This is a genomic window from Streptomyces sp. NPDC029014 (genome assembly GCF_055564695.1).
This window is the reverse complement of sequence record NZ_JBVHVT010000134.1, coordinates 1-15,573: the sequence shown is the minus strand read 5'-3', so window position 1 is coordinate 15,573 and position 15,573 is coordinate 1. Positions and strand designations below refer to the sequence as shown.

The following is a 15,573-nucleotide window of genomic DNA, read 5'->3' as shown; positions in this document are numbered from 1 at the left end:
CCCCCCCCCCCCCCCCCCCCCCCCCCCCCCCCCCCCCCCCCCCCCCCCCCCCCCCCCCCCCCCCCCCCCCCCCCCCCCCCCCCCCCCCCCCCCGTACGCCGTTGTGCGTGCCGCTCAGGCACCCATCGCGTGCAGACCGCCGTCCACGTGGACGATCTCGCCGGTGGTCTTCGGGAACCAGTCCGACAGCAGGGCGACCACGCCGCGGCCCGCGGGCTCCGGGTCGGTCATGTCCCACTCCAGCATGGAGCGGTGGTTCCAGGTGTCCGCCAGGTCGGAGAAGCCCGGGATGGACTTCGCGGCCATCGAGCCGAGCGGGCCGGCCGAGACCAGGTTGCAGCGGATGTTCTCCTTGCCCAGGTCACGGGCGAGGTAGCGGCTGGTGGCCTCCAGGGCGGCCTTGGCCGGGCCCATCCAGTCGTACTGCGGCCAGGCGAACTGCGCGTCGAAGGTGAGGCCGACGACGGCCGCGCCCTCCGCCGGGAACAGCGGCTTGCAGGCCATGGTCAGCGACTTCAGCGAGAACGCCGAGACGTGCATGGCGGTCGCGACCGACTCGAACGGGGTGTTCAGGAAGTTGCCGCCGAGGGCGTCCTGCGGCGCGAAGCCGATCGAGTGGACGACGCCGTCGAGGCCGCCGAGCTCATCGCGGACCAGGCCCTCCAGGCGGGCCAGGTGCTCGTCGTTGGTGACGTCGAGCTCGATCACCTTGACGGGCTTCGGCAGCTTCTTGGCGATGCGTTCGGTCAGGGTCGGCCGCGGCCAGGCGGTGAGGACGACCTCGGCGCCCTGCTCCTGGGCCAGCTTGGCGGCGTGGAAGGCGATGGACGACTCCATCAGCACACCCGTGATGAGGATGCGCTTGCCGTCGAGGATTCCGCTCATGGTGATCAGTGACCCATGCCCAATCCGCCGTCAACGGGAATGACGGCTCCGGTGATGTACGCGGCGTCGTCGGACGCCAGGAAGCTGACGGCAGCCGCGATCTCCTCGGGCTGCGCGTAGCGCGCGAGCGGCACGTCCGCCACGATGGCCGCGCGCTGCTCGTCGGTGAGCACCTTCGTCATGTCGGTGTCGACGAAGCCGGGGGCGACGACGTTGAAGGTGATGTTCCGCGAGCCCAGCTCACGGGCGAGGGAACGGGCGAAGCCGACCAGCGCGGCCTTGGAGGCGGCGTAGTTGGCCTGGCCGGCCGAGCCCTTGAGGCCGACGACCGAGGAGATCAGGACGACGCGGCCCTTCTTGGCCCGCAGCATGCCGCGGTTGGCGCGCTTGACCACGCGGAAGGCACCGGTGAGGTTGGTGTCGAGGACGGAGCTGAAGTCCTCCTCGGACATGCGCATCAGCAGCGTGTCCTTGGTGATGCCGGCGTTGGCCACCAGCACCTCGACCGCGCCGTGCGCGTCCTCGATCGCCTTGTAGGCCTGCTCCACCTGCTCCGAGTCGGTGATGTCGCAGCGGACCGCCAGGACGCCGAGCGCGGTGAGCTCCTGCGGGGGCTCGCCCGAGCGGTACGTGATCGCGACCTTGTCGCCGGCCTGCGCGAAGGCTCGGGCGATGGCGAGGCCGATGCCCCGGTTTCCTCCGGTGACGAGAACCGAGCGGCTCAACGGATCACCCTTTCGACTAGCGGTCTGAGTACCAGAAACCTATAGGCCGCTCCTGCCGCGCGCAGAATCGGTCTCCCACAGGGCCGCGGGACGGGCTCTGTCGAATCCCTACAGAAAGTGGTAGGCACGAGCGGCCCGGGCGCGCCATGATCGGGGGGACCGGCTCCGACCCCCGGGAGGACTTCCGTGCCCCATTCCATCGACGCGGCCTTCACCGCGCTGCCCCTGCGGGCGCTCGCCGACGCGGCGCTCGCCCGGGCCCGCGCGCTGGGCTCCGAACATGCCGACTTCCGGCTGGAGCGGATCCGCAGCGCTTCCTGGCGGCTGCGGGACGCCAAGCCATCGGGCGGGTCCGACACCACCGACCTCGGGTACGCGGTCCGGGTGGTGCACGGGGGCGCCTGGGGCTTCGCCTCCGGCGTGGACCTGACCATGGACGGCGCCGCCCGCGTGGCCTCGCAGGCCGTGGCCATGGCCAAGCTGGCGGCCCAGGTCATCAAGGCCGCGGGCGCCGACGAGAGGGTGGAGCTCGCCGACGAGCCCGTGCACGCCGACAAGACGTGGATCTCCGCCTACGACGTGGACCCGTTCGACGTGCCGGACGCCGACAAGGCGGCCCTGCTCGCCGACTGGAGCGCGCGGCTGCTCGCGGCCGACGGGGTCGCGCACGTCGACGCCTCGCTGCTCGCCGTGCACGAGAACAAGTTCTACGCCGACACCGCCGGCACCATGACCACGCAGCAGCGGGTGCGCATCCACCCGCAGCTGACCGCGGTCGCCGTGAACGGCACCACCGGCGAGTTCGACTCGATGCGCACCATCGCCCCGCCGGCCGGCCGCGGCTGGGAGTACCTGACCGGTACCGGCTGGGACTGGAACGCCGAGCTGGAGGAGATCCCCTCCCTGCTCGCCGAGAAGATGCGGGCGCCGAGCGTCGAGGCCGGCCGGTACGACCTGGTCGTGGACCCGTCGAACCTGTGGCTCACCATCCACGAGTCCATCGGCCACGCCACCGAGCTGGACCGGGCGCTGGGCTACGAGGCGGCGTACGCGGGGACCTCCTTCGCCACCTTCGACCAGCTGAACACGCTGAAGTACGGCTCCGCGATCATGAACGTGACCGGTGACCGCACCGCCGAGCACGGCCTGGCGACCGTCGGCTACGACGACGAGGGCGTCGAGGCGCAGAGCTGGGACCTGGTCAAGGACGGCACCCTGGTCGGCTACCAGCTGGACCGGCGCATCGCGCGGCTGACGGGCCTCGGCCGGTCCAACGGCTGCGCCTTCGCCGACTCCCCCGGGCACGTGCCCGTACAGCGGATGGCGAACGTGTCGCTGCAGCCGGACCCGGGCGGGCTGTCCACGGAGGACCTGATCGGCGGGGTGGAGCGCGGGATCTACGTGGTCGGCGACCGCTCCTGGTCGATCGACATGCAGCGCTACAACTTCCAGTTCACCGGGCAGCGGTTCTTCCGGATCGAGAACGGCCGCCTCGCCGGGCAGCTGCGCGACGTCGCCTACCAGGCCACCACCACCGACTTCTGGGGCTCCATGGAGAAGGTCGGCGGCCCGCAGACGTACGTCCTGGGCGGCGCGTTCAACTGCGGCAAGGCCCAGCCGGGCCAGGTGGCGGCGGTCTCGCACGGCTGCCCCTCCGCGCTGTTCCGCGACGTGAACATCCTGAACACCACCCAGGAGGCGGGTCGATGACCACTCGCGATCACCACGCGACGTGCCGGGGGTCCGAGGGTCGCCCCCCGGGACAGCACCGTCCGAACACCACCCAGGAGGCCGGCCGATGAGCCGAACGAAGCCACACGAGATCGTCGAGCGGGCCCTGGAGCTGTCCACGGCCGACGGCTGCGTCGTCATCGCCGACGAGGAGTCGACGGCCAACCTGCGCTGGGCGGGCAACGCGCTCACCACCAACGGCGTCACCCGCGGCCGGACCCTGACGGTCATCGCCACGGTCGACGGCAAGGAGGGCACGGCCTCGGGGGTCGTCTCGCGCTCCGCCGTGACCGCCGAGGACCTGGAGCCGCTGGTCCGGGCCGCCGAGGCCGCCGCCCGGGGCGCCGGCCCGGCCGAGGACGCGCAGCCGCTGGTCACCGGCACCCCCGTCTCGCCGGACTTCACCGAGGCCCCGGCCGAAACCTCCTCGGCGGTGTTCGCGGACTTCGCCCCGGCGCTGGGCGAGGCCTTCGCCCGGGCCCGGGCGGGCGGCCGGGAGCTGTACGGCTTCGCCAACCACGAGCTGGTCTCCACGTACGTGGGCACCTCGACGGGGCTGCGGCTGCGCCACGACCAGCCCAACGGCACGCTGGAGCTCAACGCCAAGTCCCCGGACCGGCAGCGCTCAGCCTGGGCCGGCCGCTCCACCCGGGACTTCAAGGACGTCGACCCGACCGCGCTCGACGCGGAACTGGCCGTACGGCTGGGCTGGGCGGAGCGGCGCTTCGACCTGCCGGCCGGGCGGTACGAGACGCTGCTGCCGCCGACGGCGGTGGCCGACCTGCTGATCTACCAGATGTGGTCGGCGGCGGCCCGGGACGCGGTCGAGGGCCGGACAGTGTTCTCCAAGCCCGGCGGTGGCACCCGGCTCGGGGAGAAGCTGTCCGGGCTGCCGCTGAGCCTGCGCAGCGACCCGCACGCGCCCGGTCTGGAGTCGGCGCCGTTCGTGATCGCGCACAGTTCGGGCGACGACGCCTCCGTGTTCGACAACGGCCTGCCCGTCCCGGCGACCGACTGGATCAAGGACGGCGAGCTGACCCGGCTGACCACCACCCGGCACAGCGCGGACCTGACCGGGCTGCCGGTCTCCCCCGGCTTCGGCAACCTGCTGATGGACGCCGGCGGGGAGAAGTCGCTGGAGGAGATGGTCGCCGGCACCCAGCGGGGCCTGCTGCTGACCTGCCTGTGGTACATCCGCGAGGTCGACCCGGCGACGCTGCTGCTGACGGGCCTGACCCGGGACGGCGTCTACCTGGTGGAGGACGGGGAGGTCGTCGGCGAGGTCAACAACTTCCGGTTCAACGAGTCCCCGGTGGACCTGCTCTCGCGGGCCGCGGAGGCGGGTCGCCCCGAGAAGACCCTGCCGCGCGAGTGGAGCGACTGGTTCACGCGGGCCTCGATGCCCGCGCTGCGGATCCCGGACTTCAACATGAGCTCGGTCAGCAAGGGCGTCTGAGGCCGCCCGGGCCCGGCGGCCCGGGTCGCCGGGCGTCCGAGGGGGTGCCCCGCCCGCCTAGACTGGCGGGGAAACCCTTCAACACCCTGTTTCATCTCGTTCAAGGAGAGTCACGACCGTGACGGACATCGTCGACGAACTGAAGTGGCGCGGGCTCTTCGCCCAGTCCACCGACGAAGAAGCGCTGCGCAAGGCGTTCGCGGACGGTCCTGTCACGTTCTATTGCGGGTTCGACCCGACGGCCGCCTCGCTGCACGTGGGACACCTCGTGCAGGTGCTCACCGTGCGCCGTCTCCAGCAGGCCGGTCACCGGCCGCTGGCGCTGGTCGGCGGGGCCACCGGCCAGATCGGCGACCCGCGCCCGACGGCCGAGCGCACCCTGAACGACCCGGAGACCGTCGCCAACTGGGTGACGCGGCTGCGCACGCAGATCGAGCCGTTCCTGTCCTTCGAGGGCGAGAACGCGGCGGTCATGGTGAACAACCTGGACTGGACGGCGGGCCTGTCCGCCATCGAGTTCCTGCGGGACATCGGCAAGCACTTCCGCGTCAACAAGATGCTGACGAAGGACTCCGTGGCCCGCCGCCTGGAGTCGCAGGAGGGCATCAGCTACACGGAGTTCAGCTACCAGCTGCTGCAGGGCATGGACTTCCTGGAGCTGTACCGCCGCCACGGCTGCACCCTCCAGCAGGGCGGGTCCGACCAGTGGGGCAACCTGGTGGCCGGCCTCGACCTGATCCACAAGCTGGAGCCGCAGGCGCAGGTGCACGCGCTGGCGACGCCGCTGATGGTGAAGGCGGACGGCACCAAGTTCGGCAAGACCGAGAGCGGGGCCGTCTGGCTGGACCCGGAGATGACCACCCCGTACGCGTTCTACCAGTTCTGGCTGAACGTGGACGACCGGGACGTCTCCACCTACATGCGGATCCTGTCCTTCAAGTCCCGCGAGGAGCTGGAGGAGCTGGAGGCGCAGACCGCCGAGCGGCCGCAGGCCCGCGCCGCCCAGCGCGCGCTGGCCGAGGAGCTGACGACGCTGGTGCACGGCGCCGACCAGTGCGCCGCGGTGATCGCCGCGTCGAAGGCCCTGTTCGGCCAGGGCGAGCTGGCGGACCTGGACGGGGCCACGCTGGCCGCGGCCCTGTCCGAGCTGCCGCACGCCCAGGTGGCGGAGCTCGCCCCCGTGGTGGACCTGTTCGCGGAGACCGGACTGGTAGCCAGCAAGTCGGCCGGCCGCCGGACCGTGAAGGAGGGCGGCGCCTACGTGAACAACGTGAAGGTCACCGCCGAGGACGCGGTCCCCGCCGAGGCGGACCTGCTGCACGGCCGCTGGCTGGTGCTGCGCCGCGGCAAGAAGAACCTGGCCGCGGTCGAGGTCAAGAGCGCCTGACCCGGGGCACGGCCGCACGACGCAGGGGCCGGTCCGGACGTCCGTCCGGGTCGGCCCCTGCCGTATCCGCGCGCGGCCGCGCGCCGGGTCAGGCCGTGCCCCTCTTCCCGCCGCGCACCGAGGCGTAGATCATCTCGCCGAGGGCCACGATCAGGACCGCGCCGGCGAGCTGGAGCAGGTGCCGGGTCCAGTCGATGCCCCGGGTCTCCGCGACGCCCATCCAGCCCGCGACGGCGTTGCCGAGGATGGCACCGACCATGCCGAAGAGCGTGGTCAGCCAGAGCGGCTGGTGCTGTTTGCCCGGGAGGACGGCCTTGGCGATGAGGCCCAGCACGAAACCTACGATGATCGCCCACAACCACTGCATGTCGAGCCTCCTCGTGGCGCGTCGTGCGCAGATGGGCCCAGTTTCGACCCGTCCGGCGTACTGCGCATTCCGGACGCGACCGTTCAGGGGCACCCCCTCTGCTGCCCGCCGCGACCTCGGCGTACGGTGGAAGCGTCCGGGCGGCGGAACGCCCGGGAGTCGGATCGGGCGGTGGAGCGTGCTGCGGAGGAAACCAAAGGGGACCGAGGTCTTCCGGATCACCGGGGCCCGCATGGGCCTCGACGAGGACGTGCGGGGGCGGCAGCGCCGGTACGTGATCTCGATGGTGATCCGGACCCTGTCGGTCATCGCGACGGTGCTCCTGTGGAACGTGGAGCGGTACCTGGCGGTCGTGACGCTCGTCGCTGGCGCACTGCTGCCGTACGTGGCCGTGGTCATCGCCAACGCGGGGCGCGAGTCGACGCCCAAGCTGCCCTCGAATTTCCTGCCGCCACCTGCACGTCCGGCGCTGGACGCGGGAAACCTCAGGAAAACCTCAGATCAATCATGAAGTTCCGGTGCACCGCACCGGGTCGTGCGTGACATACTGCCTACGCGCTCCGCATCCCCCGTCGGAGCGACGGACCGACGCCGGGCAGCTCCCCCCGTGGCTGCTCGGCGTCGCCCTTTCCCGGGCCCGGTTTGTAGGGTTGAGCCGTGAACTCCCCTGACTCCCCCGAGACCCCCACCTGTTCCGCCAAGGGCTGCCGCGCAGCGGCCGTCTGGGTGCTGGCGTGGAACAACCCGAAGCTGCACACCCCGGAGCGGCGCAAGACCTGGCTCGCCTGCGAGGAGCACCGCGAGCACCTGTCGCAGTTCCTCGGGGTCCGCGGCTTCCTCAAGGACGTGGTGGAGCTGACGGAGTGGGTGCAGCCGGAGGGCTCGGAGCGCCGCTAGCCGGGAGGGCGGGCGGAGGGGCACGGCCCGGAGGCGTACGCAGGGGCGTCGCCTTCGGCCCCGTGGCGCCAGATGGATGAAGCTTCGTGCGGAAGATGGAACGGCAATGTCACCTTCCGTAATGTCGACCTCGCTCGCAGCACATGCCCGAGTCAGGCGGGCGATGAGTGGGCATCCCACGGCGACGGGCCGGCAGCGGTGAAGGCCGGCCCCCGCACCGTGCCTCCTGCGCTCGCCATGAAGTCCTGCGGCCGCCCCGAGCGGTGGCCTCCCAGCCCTCCCCTACCGCTGCGCACTTCAGGAGAAGAGCATGCCCAAGGGCCTGTCCATCCACATCGGCATCAACGAGATCGACCAGAGCAAGTACGGCACGAAGGCCGAGCTGAAGAACCCCGAGAACGACGCACTGACCATGGCCGGCGTCGCCGCGGCCAACCGGTACGAGACCCTCGCCACCCTGCTCACCAAGGACGCGACCAGCGAGAGGGTGACGGCGTCGCTGAAGGAGGCGGCCTCCCGGCTCACCGGCGGGGACATCCTCCTGCTCACGTACGCGGGCCACGGCGCGCAGGTGCCGGACAAGAACGGCGACGAGCCCGACCGCCGCGACGAGACCTGGGTGCTCTACGACCGCCAGTTCATCGACGACGAGCTGTACGCCCTCTTCGGCTCGTTCGACGAGGACGTGCGCATCCTCGTCCTCTCCGACAGCTGCCACAGCGGGTCGGTGGCCCGGGACCTGTCCCTCTTCCTCAACGAGGCGGAGCTGGAGCGGGCCTTCGACACCAGTGAGCCCGCCGAGGTCCGCACCCGGATGCGGGTGCTGCCGCAGGACGCGCAGTTCCGCAACTACCAGCGCGACCAGGAGCTCTACGACCGGATCCAGCAGACCGTGCCCGCGATGGAGCACGCGGAGATCGGGGCGGACATCCTGCTGATCTCCGGCTGCCAGGACAACCAGACCTCCAGCGACGGGGCCGGCGCCAACGGCCTGTTCACCGAGACCTTCCTCAAGACCTGGAAGAACGGCGCCTTCCAGGGCACGTACTCCAGCCTGCACCGGCAGATCGTCGAGCAGATGCCCTTCTACCAGACCCCCAACCTCTTCCAGGCGGGCAAGGCCAGCGCCGCCTTCACCGGCCAGTCGCCGCTGGCCATCCAGGTCTGAGCGGCTAGCCGCCGATCGCCGACATCGGGCGGTCGGGCTGGAGGAAGGCCGGGTCGTCGAGGCCGGACCCGGCCTTCTTCCCCCACATCGCGGTCTTCCACAGCCCGGCGATCTCCTCGTCGGGGGCGTCGGAGCGCAGGGCCGCGCGCAGGTCCGTCTCCTCGGTGGCGAACAGGCACGTACGGACCTGGCCGTCCGCGGTGAGCCGGGTGCGGTCGCAGGCACTGCAGAAGGGCCGGGTCACGGAGGCGATGACCCCGACGGTGGCCGGGCCGCCGTCGACGGTCCAGCGCTCGGCGGGGGCGGAACCGCGCTCCCCGGCGCCTTCCTCGGTGAGGGTGAAGCGGGTGCGCAGGGAGGCGAGGACGTCGCCGGCCGTGATCATGCCGTCGCGCTTCCAGCCGTGCTGGGCGTCCAGCGGCATCTGCTCGATGAAGCGGAGCTCGTAGCCGTTCTCGACGGCCCAGGCCAGCAGGTCCGGCGCCTCGTCGTCGTTCAGGCCGGGCATCAGGACGGCGTTGACCTTGACCGGGGTGAGGCCCGCCGCGCGGGCGGCGGCCATGCCGTCGAGGACGTCCTGGTGCCGGTCGCGCCGGGTGAGCGTCTTGAAGACGTCGGGGCGCAGGGTGTCCAGCGACACGTTCACCCGGTCCAGGCCGGCGGCCTTGAGCGCCTCGGCGGTGCGCTTGAGGCCTATGCCGTTGGTGGTCAGCGACATCCTGGGGCGCGGCTCCAGCGCGGCGCACTGCTCGACGATCCCGACCAGGCCGGGGCGCAGCAGGGGCTCGCCGCCGGTGAAACGGACCTCGGTGATCCCGAGCCGGGTGACGGCGATGCGGATCAGCCGGACGATCTCCTCGTCGGTGAGCAGGTCGGACTTGCCGAGCCACTGCAGGCCTTCCTCGGGCATGCAGTACGTACAGCGCAGATTGCACCGGTCGGTGAGCGAAACGCGCAGGTCAGTGGCCACGCGGCCATAGGTGTCGAGAAGCACTGTGGGCCCCCTCCCCGATCCGGTTCCTTGGAGATGTGCGCCGCCTGGTCGGAGCGTGCGTGCGCTGTGATCGAGCCTACGCGAGACGGGCGGCGCGGCGGGATACCCGTTCGAACCAGAGACGGCGCGGCCGTGTCGTACGGACCTACGACACGGCCACGCTGCGTGTGCGGGGCGTTCACCGGGCGGGGTGTCAGTGGGCGCCGGTTCCGGTGAGGGAGCGGACCTCCAGCTCGGCGAACTTCTGCGGGTCGGCCTTCTCCTTGGACAGGACGGTGCCCAGCCAGCCCAGCAGGAAGCCGAGCGGGATGGAGACGATGCCGGGGTTCTCCAGCGGGAACCAGTAGAAGTCGGCGTCCTTGAACATCGAGGTGGGCTTTCCGGAGACGACCGGGGAGAACAGCACCAGGACCACCGAGGAGACCAGGCCGCCGTAGATCGACCACAGCGCGCCCCGGGTGGTGAAGCGCTTCCAGAAGAGGCTGTAGAGGATCGTCGGCAGGTTGGCGGAGGCGGCGACCGCGAAGGCGAGGGCGACGAGGCCGGCGACGTTGAGGTCGCGGGCCAGCGCGCCGAGGAAGATCGCGACGGCGCCGATGACGACGGTGGACCAGCGGGCCGCCCGGACCTCCTCCGCCTCGGTGGCGTTGCCCCTGCGGATCACGTTCACGTACAGGTCGTGGGCGAACGACGAGGACGAGGCGAGGGTGAGCCCGGCGACGACGGCGAGGATGGTGGCGAAGGCGACCGCGGAGATCACGGCGAGCAGGATCGCACCGCCGGTGGAGCCGGCGCCGCCGCCGAGTTCCTGGGCGACCAGCGGGGCCGCGGTGTTGCCGGCCTTGTTGGAGGCGATGATGTCGGTCCGCTTGAGCAGGGCGGCGGCGCCGAAGCCGAGGGCGATGGTCATCAGGTAGAAGGCGCCGATGATGCCGATGGCCCAGTTCACGGACTTGCGGGCGGCCTTGGCCGTGGGAACGGTGTAGAAGCGGATCAGGATGTGCGGCAGGCCCGCGGTGCCCAGGACGAGGGCGATGCCGAGGGAGACGAAGTCCAGCTTCGAGGTGGGGTCCTTGCCGTACTTCAGCCCGGGCTCCAGGAACTTGGCGCCCTGGCCGCTGTTCTCCGCGGCGGCGCCGAGCAGGTCGGAGATGTTGAAGTCGAACTTGAGGAGCACCAGGAAGGTGATCAGCAGGGCGCCCACGATGAGCAGTACCGCCTTGATCATCTGGACCCAGGTGGTGCCCTTCATGCCGCCGATGGTCACGTAGACGATCATCAGGACGCCGACCAGCGCGACCACGGCGACCTTGCCGCCGTCGCTGGTGATGCCCAGCAGCAGGGAGACGAGCACGCCCGCGCCCGCCATCTGGGCGAGCAGGTAGAAGATCGAGACCACGATGGTGGAGGTGCCGGCGGCGGTGCGCACGGGCCGCTGGCGCATCCGGAAGGCCAGGACGTCGCCCATGGTGTAGCGGCCCGAGTTCCGCAGCGGCTCGGCGACCAGCAGCAGCGCCACGAGCCAGGCCACGAGGAACCCGATGGAGTACAGGAAGCCGTCGTAGCCGAAGAGGGCGATGGCCCCGGCGATGCCCAGGAAGGACGCGGCGGACATGTAGTCGCCGGAGATGGCGAGGCCGTTCTGGAAGCCGGTGAACTGGCGGCCGCCCGCGTAGAAGTCGGCGGCGTCCCGGGTCTGGCGGCCGGCCCAGATCGTGATGATCAGGGTGGCGACGACGAACAGACCGAAGAGGGTGATGATCAGCGGCCGGTGCGCGCCGGCGCCGGCCGCGGCGGTGGTGTGCGGCGCCGCGGCCGCCGTGAGGTGCAGCGTCGTTCCGGTCATGCGCCGTTCTCCATCCGCGCCTTGATGGCCTCCGCCTTAGGGTCGAGCTTCTCCGCCGCGTGCCGCGAGTACAGCCAGGCGATGAGGAACGTCGTCGCGAACTGGCCGAGGCCCAGGGCGAGGGCGACGTTGATGTTGCCGAAGAGCTTGGTCCCCATGAAGCCGCCGGCGTAGTTGGACAGCAGGACGTAGAGCAGGTACCAGGCGATGAAGGCGACGGTGAGCGGGAAGGCGAAGGAGCGGTGGGAACGGCGCAGTCCGGCGAACTCGGCGCTCTGCTGGACGGCGGTGAACTGCTCGGCGGTGGGGCTTGCCGTGGACGTTCCCGCGCTGCCCGGCGGCGGCGCTGCTTCGGTGGTCACGGGGGGCTCTCCTTGTGACGCTGGTGCGGTGGGGACGGACAAATCAACCTCCGTGCGGGGGGACGGCGAACCGGTCCCCCTGACAACGGCACGGACGAAGGGCCGGGGCGGTTCGACTTCCGTGGATTCTTTGGAAACTGATTCCTCGAACTGATGGCGCAGGGGCGAGCACCGGCACTAGGTTCACCTGTCATGAACCCGTCGTCCTGCGCGACCGCGCACGGACGGCTTTTTCACGGATGATGTGGAGAACCCATGGCTCATCTGGGATCCGGCCGCCGGCGTCTCGCCGTACCGGTCGGCCTGGCGCTCACCGCCTCGCTCGCCTTCCTCCCCTCGGTCGCGGCCTCCGCCGCACCGCTGGGCACCACGGCGGGCGCCGCCTCGGCGGCGAAGACCGACACCACCGGCCCGAAGCTGTCGTACGTGGCGAACCTGACCGCGTACGGGACGGTGAAGCAGGCGAAGAAGGCCGTCGAGCAGGCGGGCGGCACGGTGGTGACGGCCTATGAGCAGATCGGCGTGGTCGTCGCGCACTCCCAGAACCCGGAGTTCGCCAAGACGCTGCGCGCCCAGCGCAGCCTGTTCGTGTCCGTCGGCGCCACCCGCACGGCCCCCCTGCAGGCGGTGCAGACCACCGACGAGGGCGCCACGCAGAAGCTGAGCGCGGCGGACGCCGCCAAGGCCGCCGCGGCGGCGCAGGCGGGTCAGGAGCCGCTGGAGCCCAACCAGTGGGACCTGCGGACGATCAAGGCCGACCAGGCTCACAAGATCAACGATGGCAGCCCGGACGTCACCGTGGGCGTCATCGACACGGGTGTCGACGACACCCACCCGGATCTCGCGCCGAACTTCTCCCGGGCGCAGTCCGCCAACTGCGTCGGCGGCGTCGCCGACACCTCCGAGGGGGCCTGGCGCCCGTACCCGGACGGCAGCGACCACGGCACCCACGTGGCCGGCACCATAGCCGCGGCCCGCAACGGCATCGGCATCAGCGGTGTCGCCCCGGGCGTCAAGGTCGCCGGCATCAAGGTGAGCGAGCCCGGGACCAGCCTCTTCTACACCGAGGCGGTCCTGTGCGGCTTCATGTTCGCCGCCGAGAAGGGGATCGAGGTGACCAACAACAGCTACTACGTCGACCCGTGGCTCTACAACTGCAAGTCGGACAGCGACCAGGGCGCGCTGGTGGAGGCCCTCTCCCGGGCCACCAAGTACGCGGAGCGCAAGGGCGTGCTGAGCGTCGCCTCGGCCGGCAACTCCGACCACGACCTGGCCTCGGACTCGATCCTCGACGACACGAGCCCGGACGACGCCACCCCGGTCCCGCGGACCATCGACCCGAAGGTCTGCCTGGACCTGCCGACGCAGCTGCCCGGCGTGGTCACGGTGAGCGCGACCGGTGACAAGGGCTTCAAGTCCTACTACTCCAGCTACGGCATCGGCGTCGTCGACGTGGCCGCGCCCGGCGGCGACAAGTACCAGGTCCCCGCGACCCCCGACGCCAACGGCCGCGTGCTGTCGACCCTCCCCGGCGGCGGCTGGGGCTACAAGCAGGGCACCTCGATGGCCGCCCCGCACGCCGCGGGTGTCGCCGCGCTGCTCAAGAGCGCCCACCCGGAGGCCTCGCCGGCGCAGATCCAGCGCCTGATGAAGGCCCAGGCGACCAGGACGGACTGCCCGACGCAGGTGTACGACAGCACGGGCACCCTGGTCGACGCCACCACCTGCACGGCCAAGTGGGGCCAGACGGGCTACTACGGCTACGGCGTGATCGACGCCCTGAAGGCCGTGAAGTAACCGCCCGTCGCCGACGGCACAGCGCCGACGGCCCACCGCACGCCGGTGGCACGGGGCCGGTCGGGGAGCGTTCCCCGGCCGGCCCCCGCGTCGTCCGGGGCGTCAGGGCTTGATGATCACCTTGAGGGCGGTGCGGTCGTCCATCGCCCGGTAGCCGTCCGGGACCTCGTCCAGGCCGACGCCGCGGTCGAAGACGGGCGCCGGGTCGATCGCGCCGCTCAGCACGTCCTCGAGGAGCTCCGGGATGTACGCGCGCACCGGGGCCACGCCGCCGCGCAGGCTGATGTTGCGGTCGAACATCACGCCGAGGTCGAGGCCGGTGCCGCTGCCGTGCGGGACGCCCACGTAGCCGACGGCGCCGCCGTCGCGGGTGATGTCGACGGCCGTGCGCATCGACTGCTCGGTGCCGACCGCCTCGATGACGGAGTGCGCGCCCCGCCCGCCGGTGAGCTCGCGCACCGCGGCCACGGCGGCCTCGCCGCGCTCGGCGACGACGTCCGTGGCCCCGAAGAGCTTGGCGATGTCGGTACGGGCCGCGTGCCGGCCCAGGGCGATGATCCGCTCGGCGCCCAGCCGCTTCGCCGCCAGGACGCCGCACAGACCGACCGCGCCGTCGCCGACGACGGCCACGGTGGAGCCCGGGCGGACGCCGGCGCCCAGCGCAGCGTGGTGCCCGGTGCCCATCACGTCGGACAGCGCGAGCAGTGCGGTCAGCAGGTGGTCGTCGGAGGCGGCCGCGGCGGGCAGCTTCACCAGGGTGCCGTCGGCGTGCGGGACGCGGACGGCCTCGCCCTGGCCGCCGTCGTGGCCGACCGAGCCCCAGAACCCGCCGTGCAGGCAGGAGGTGAACAGGCCCTCGGAGCAGAACTCGCACGTGCCGTCCGACCACATGAACGGCGCGACGACCAGGTCGCCGGCGCGCAGCCCCGACACCTCGGAGCCGGTCTCCTCCACGATGCCGAGGAACTCGTGGCCGATGCGCTGGCCGGGCTGCCGCTGGGCCTCGCCGCGGTAGGCCCACAGGTCGCTGCCGCAGATGCAGGCGCGCAGGACGCGGACGACGGCGTCCCCGGGGTGCTGGACCGCCGCGTCGGGAACCTCCTCCACGCGTATGTCGAACGGGGCGTGGATGACGGTGGCGCGCATGCTGGTACAGCCTCCGGGTCGGGGTGCGGGGGGTATCCGGCCATCGTTGGCCGATACAGCTTCCCTACCGTACGCCTGTCCGACCGCGATCGAGTGCACCGGTCGTCAGCAGGTACTGGGCCGCCGCGTAGGTGGCCATGATCCAGAAGTCGGGGCGGGGCAGCTGCGGCCAGGCGGCGACCCCGCTCGCGATCAGCGAGTCGGACAGCAGGAACAGCGCCCCGCCGATGCCCGCGCGCAGGCCGAACACGCCCGCCCGGCAGGCCATGGCGGTGAGCAGCAGGCTGTAGCAGGCGACCGGGATCCGCAGGTCGGCCGGCAGGTCGCCCCACAGCAGCCCGACGGTGGCGAGCAGGGCGGCGGCGTAGCCGGCGGCCAGGGCGGGCTGCGTCCGGCCCCGGCCGAAGAGGACGAGGTAGCAGACGTGCCCGGCGGCGAAGGAGCCCATGCCGACGAGGAAGGCGGGCTCGGCGTCGAAGAGCAGGGCCAGGTCGCCGCCCCAGCCGAACACCAGGGCCGCGAGCAGCAGCCGCGGGGCCCGGCGCGTGACGGCGTACGCGATGAGCAGCGGCATCAGCAGCGGCTTGAAGACGACGTGGCCGGGGTGCCAGTCGGCGAGCAGCGACACGAGGTCGGCGGCGGTGGCGGCGGCGAAGGCGGCGAGCAGTACCCGGCCGGCGGTGGCGGGGGGGGGGGGGGGGGGGGCGCCGCACCAACCCCCCCCCCCCCCCCCCCCCCCCCCCCCCCTGTCGTTCTGTCTCCTCCGTTAGCGGGAGGAGGGTATCCCCACGAGCACGCCGGGCTGGGGGGTG

15 protein-coding genes are annotated in these 15,573 nt (G+C 71.7%); 7 read left to right on the top strand and 8 right to left on the bottom strand.

Annotated features, from left to right (window positions below; genetic code table 11):
- Positions 1-114 precede the first annotated feature (114 nt).
- Both fabI and fabG read right to left on the bottom strand, forming a co-directional pair.
- Positions 115-885, bottom strand: a complete 771-nt coding sequence (gene fabI, locus ACZ4VL_RS38540) for an enoyl-ACP reductase FabI (RefSeq protein WP_468210018.1) — start codon at positions 883-885, stop codon at positions 115-117.
- Between the two features lie 5 nt (positions 886-890).
- Complete coding sequence (gene fabG / locus ACZ4VL_RS38535) at positions 891-1,610, bottom strand: 3-oxoacyl-[acyl-carrier-protein] reductase (protein ID WP_468210015.1); 720 nt, start codon at positions 1,608-1,610, stop codon at positions 891-893.
- Positions 1,611-1,796: 186 nt separating this feature from the next.
- On the opposite strand from fabG, the gene ACZ4VL_RS38530 reads away from it, so the two are divergent.
- From ACZ4VL_RS38530 to tyrS, 3 genes are all read left to right on the top strand, one after another.
- Positions 1,797-3,320, top strand: coding sequence for a TldD/PmbA family protein (locus ACZ4VL_RS38530; RefSeq protein ID WP_468210012.1), 1,524 nt, complete (start codon positions 1,797-1,799; stop codon positions 3,318-3,320).
- 88 nt (positions 3,321-3,408) lie between these two features.
- The gene (locus ACZ4VL_RS38525) at positions 3,409-4,797 is read left to right on the top strand and encodes a metallopeptidase TldD-related protein (RefSeq protein ID WP_468210009.1); all 1,389 of its coding nucleotides are present in this window, start codon (positions 3,409-3,411) and stop codon (positions 4,795-4,797) included.
- A 118-nt stretch (positions 4,798-4,915) separates the two neighbouring features.
- Positions 4,916-6,184, top strand: a complete 1,269-nt coding sequence (gene tyrS, locus ACZ4VL_RS38520; RefSeq protein WP_468210007.1) for a tyrosine--tRNA ligase — start codon at positions 4,916-4,918, stop codon at positions 6,182-6,184.
- A gap of 88 nt (positions 6,185-6,272) precedes the next feature.
- On the opposite strand, the gene ACZ4VL_RS38515 is transcribed toward tyrS, so the two are convergent.
- Positions 6,273-6,551, bottom strand: a complete 279-nt coding sequence (locus ACZ4VL_RS38515) for a GlsB/YeaQ/YmgE family stress response membrane protein (RefSeq protein WP_468210004.1) — start codon at positions 6,549-6,551, stop codon at positions 6,273-6,275.
- A gap of 232 nt (positions 6,552-6,783) precedes the next feature.
- On the opposite strand from ACZ4VL_RS38515, the gene ACZ4VL_RS38510 reads away from it, so the two are divergent.
- The 3 genes from ACZ4VL_RS38510 to ACZ4VL_RS38500 all read left to right on the top strand — a co-directional run bounded on the left by ACZ4VL_RS38510 (position 6,784) and on the right by ACZ4VL_RS38500 (position 8,616).
- Entirely contained in the window at positions 6,784-7,062 is a 279-nt protein-coding gene (locus ACZ4VL_RS38510; protein WP_468210001.1) for a DUF3099 domain-containing protein, read from the top strand.
- A gap of 146 nt (positions 7,063-7,208) precedes the next feature.
- Entirely contained in the window at positions 7,209-7,448 is a 240-nt protein-coding gene (locus tag ACZ4VL_RS38505) for a hypothetical protein (protein WP_360634830.1), read from the top strand.
- Positions 7,449-7,758: 310 nt separating this feature from the next.
- The gene (locus tag ACZ4VL_RS38500; protein WP_468209998.1) at positions 7,759-8,616 is read left to right on the top strand and encodes a caspase family protein; all 858 of its coding nucleotides are present in this window, start codon (positions 7,759-7,761) and stop codon (positions 8,614-8,616) included.
- A gap of 4 nt (positions 8,617-8,620) precedes the next feature.
- Here ACZ4VL_RS38500 and moaA read toward each other — a convergent pair whose 3' ends face one another.
- The 3 genes from moaA to ACZ4VL_RS38485 form a co-directional block, all read right to left on the bottom strand.
- A complete protein-coding gene (gene moaA, locus ACZ4VL_RS38495; RefSeq protein WP_468209996.1) occupies positions 8,621-9,610 on the bottom strand; it encodes a GTP 3',8-cyclase MoaA in 990 nt (329 codons plus the stop codon).
- Positions 9,611-9,803: 193 nt separating this feature from the next.
- Positions 9,804-11,456, bottom strand: coding sequence for a solute symporter family protein (locus ACZ4VL_RS38490; RefSeq protein WP_468209992.1), 1,653 nt, complete (start codon positions 11,454-11,456; stop codon positions 9,804-9,806).
- Positions 11,453-11,818 (bottom strand): DUF485 domain-containing protein, encoded by a 366-nt coding sequence (locus ACZ4VL_RS38485; RefSeq protein WP_468209989.1) that lies wholly within the window; start codon positions 11,816-11,818, stop codon positions 11,453-11,455. Before ACZ4VL_RS38485 ends, ACZ4VL_RS38490 begins: the two co-directional genes overlap by 4 nt.
- 255 nt (positions 11,819-12,073) lie before the next feature.
- On the opposite strand from ACZ4VL_RS38485, the gene ACZ4VL_RS38480 reads away from it, so the two are divergent.
- Positions 12,074-13,615 (top strand): S8 family serine peptidase, encoded by a 1,542-nt coding sequence (locus ACZ4VL_RS38480; RefSeq protein WP_468209986.1) that lies wholly within the window; start codon positions 12,074-12,076, stop codon positions 13,613-13,615.
- Positions 13,616-13,717: 102 nt separating this feature from the next.
- Here ACZ4VL_RS38480 and ACZ4VL_RS38475 read toward each other — a convergent pair whose 3' ends face one another.
- Complete coding sequence (locus tag ACZ4VL_RS38475) at positions 13,718-14,761, bottom strand: zinc-dependent alcohol dehydrogenase family protein (protein ID WP_468209983.1); 1,044 nt, start codon at positions 14,759-14,761, stop codon at positions 13,718-13,720.
- Between the two features lie 64 nt (positions 14,762-14,825).
- Positions 14,826-15,428 (bottom strand): lysoplasmalogenase, encoded by a 603-nt coding sequence (locus ACZ4VL_RS38470; RefSeq protein WP_468210021.1) that lies wholly within the window; start codon positions 15,426-15,428, stop codon positions 14,826-14,828.
- Positions 15,429-15,573: the final 145 nt, after the last annotated feature.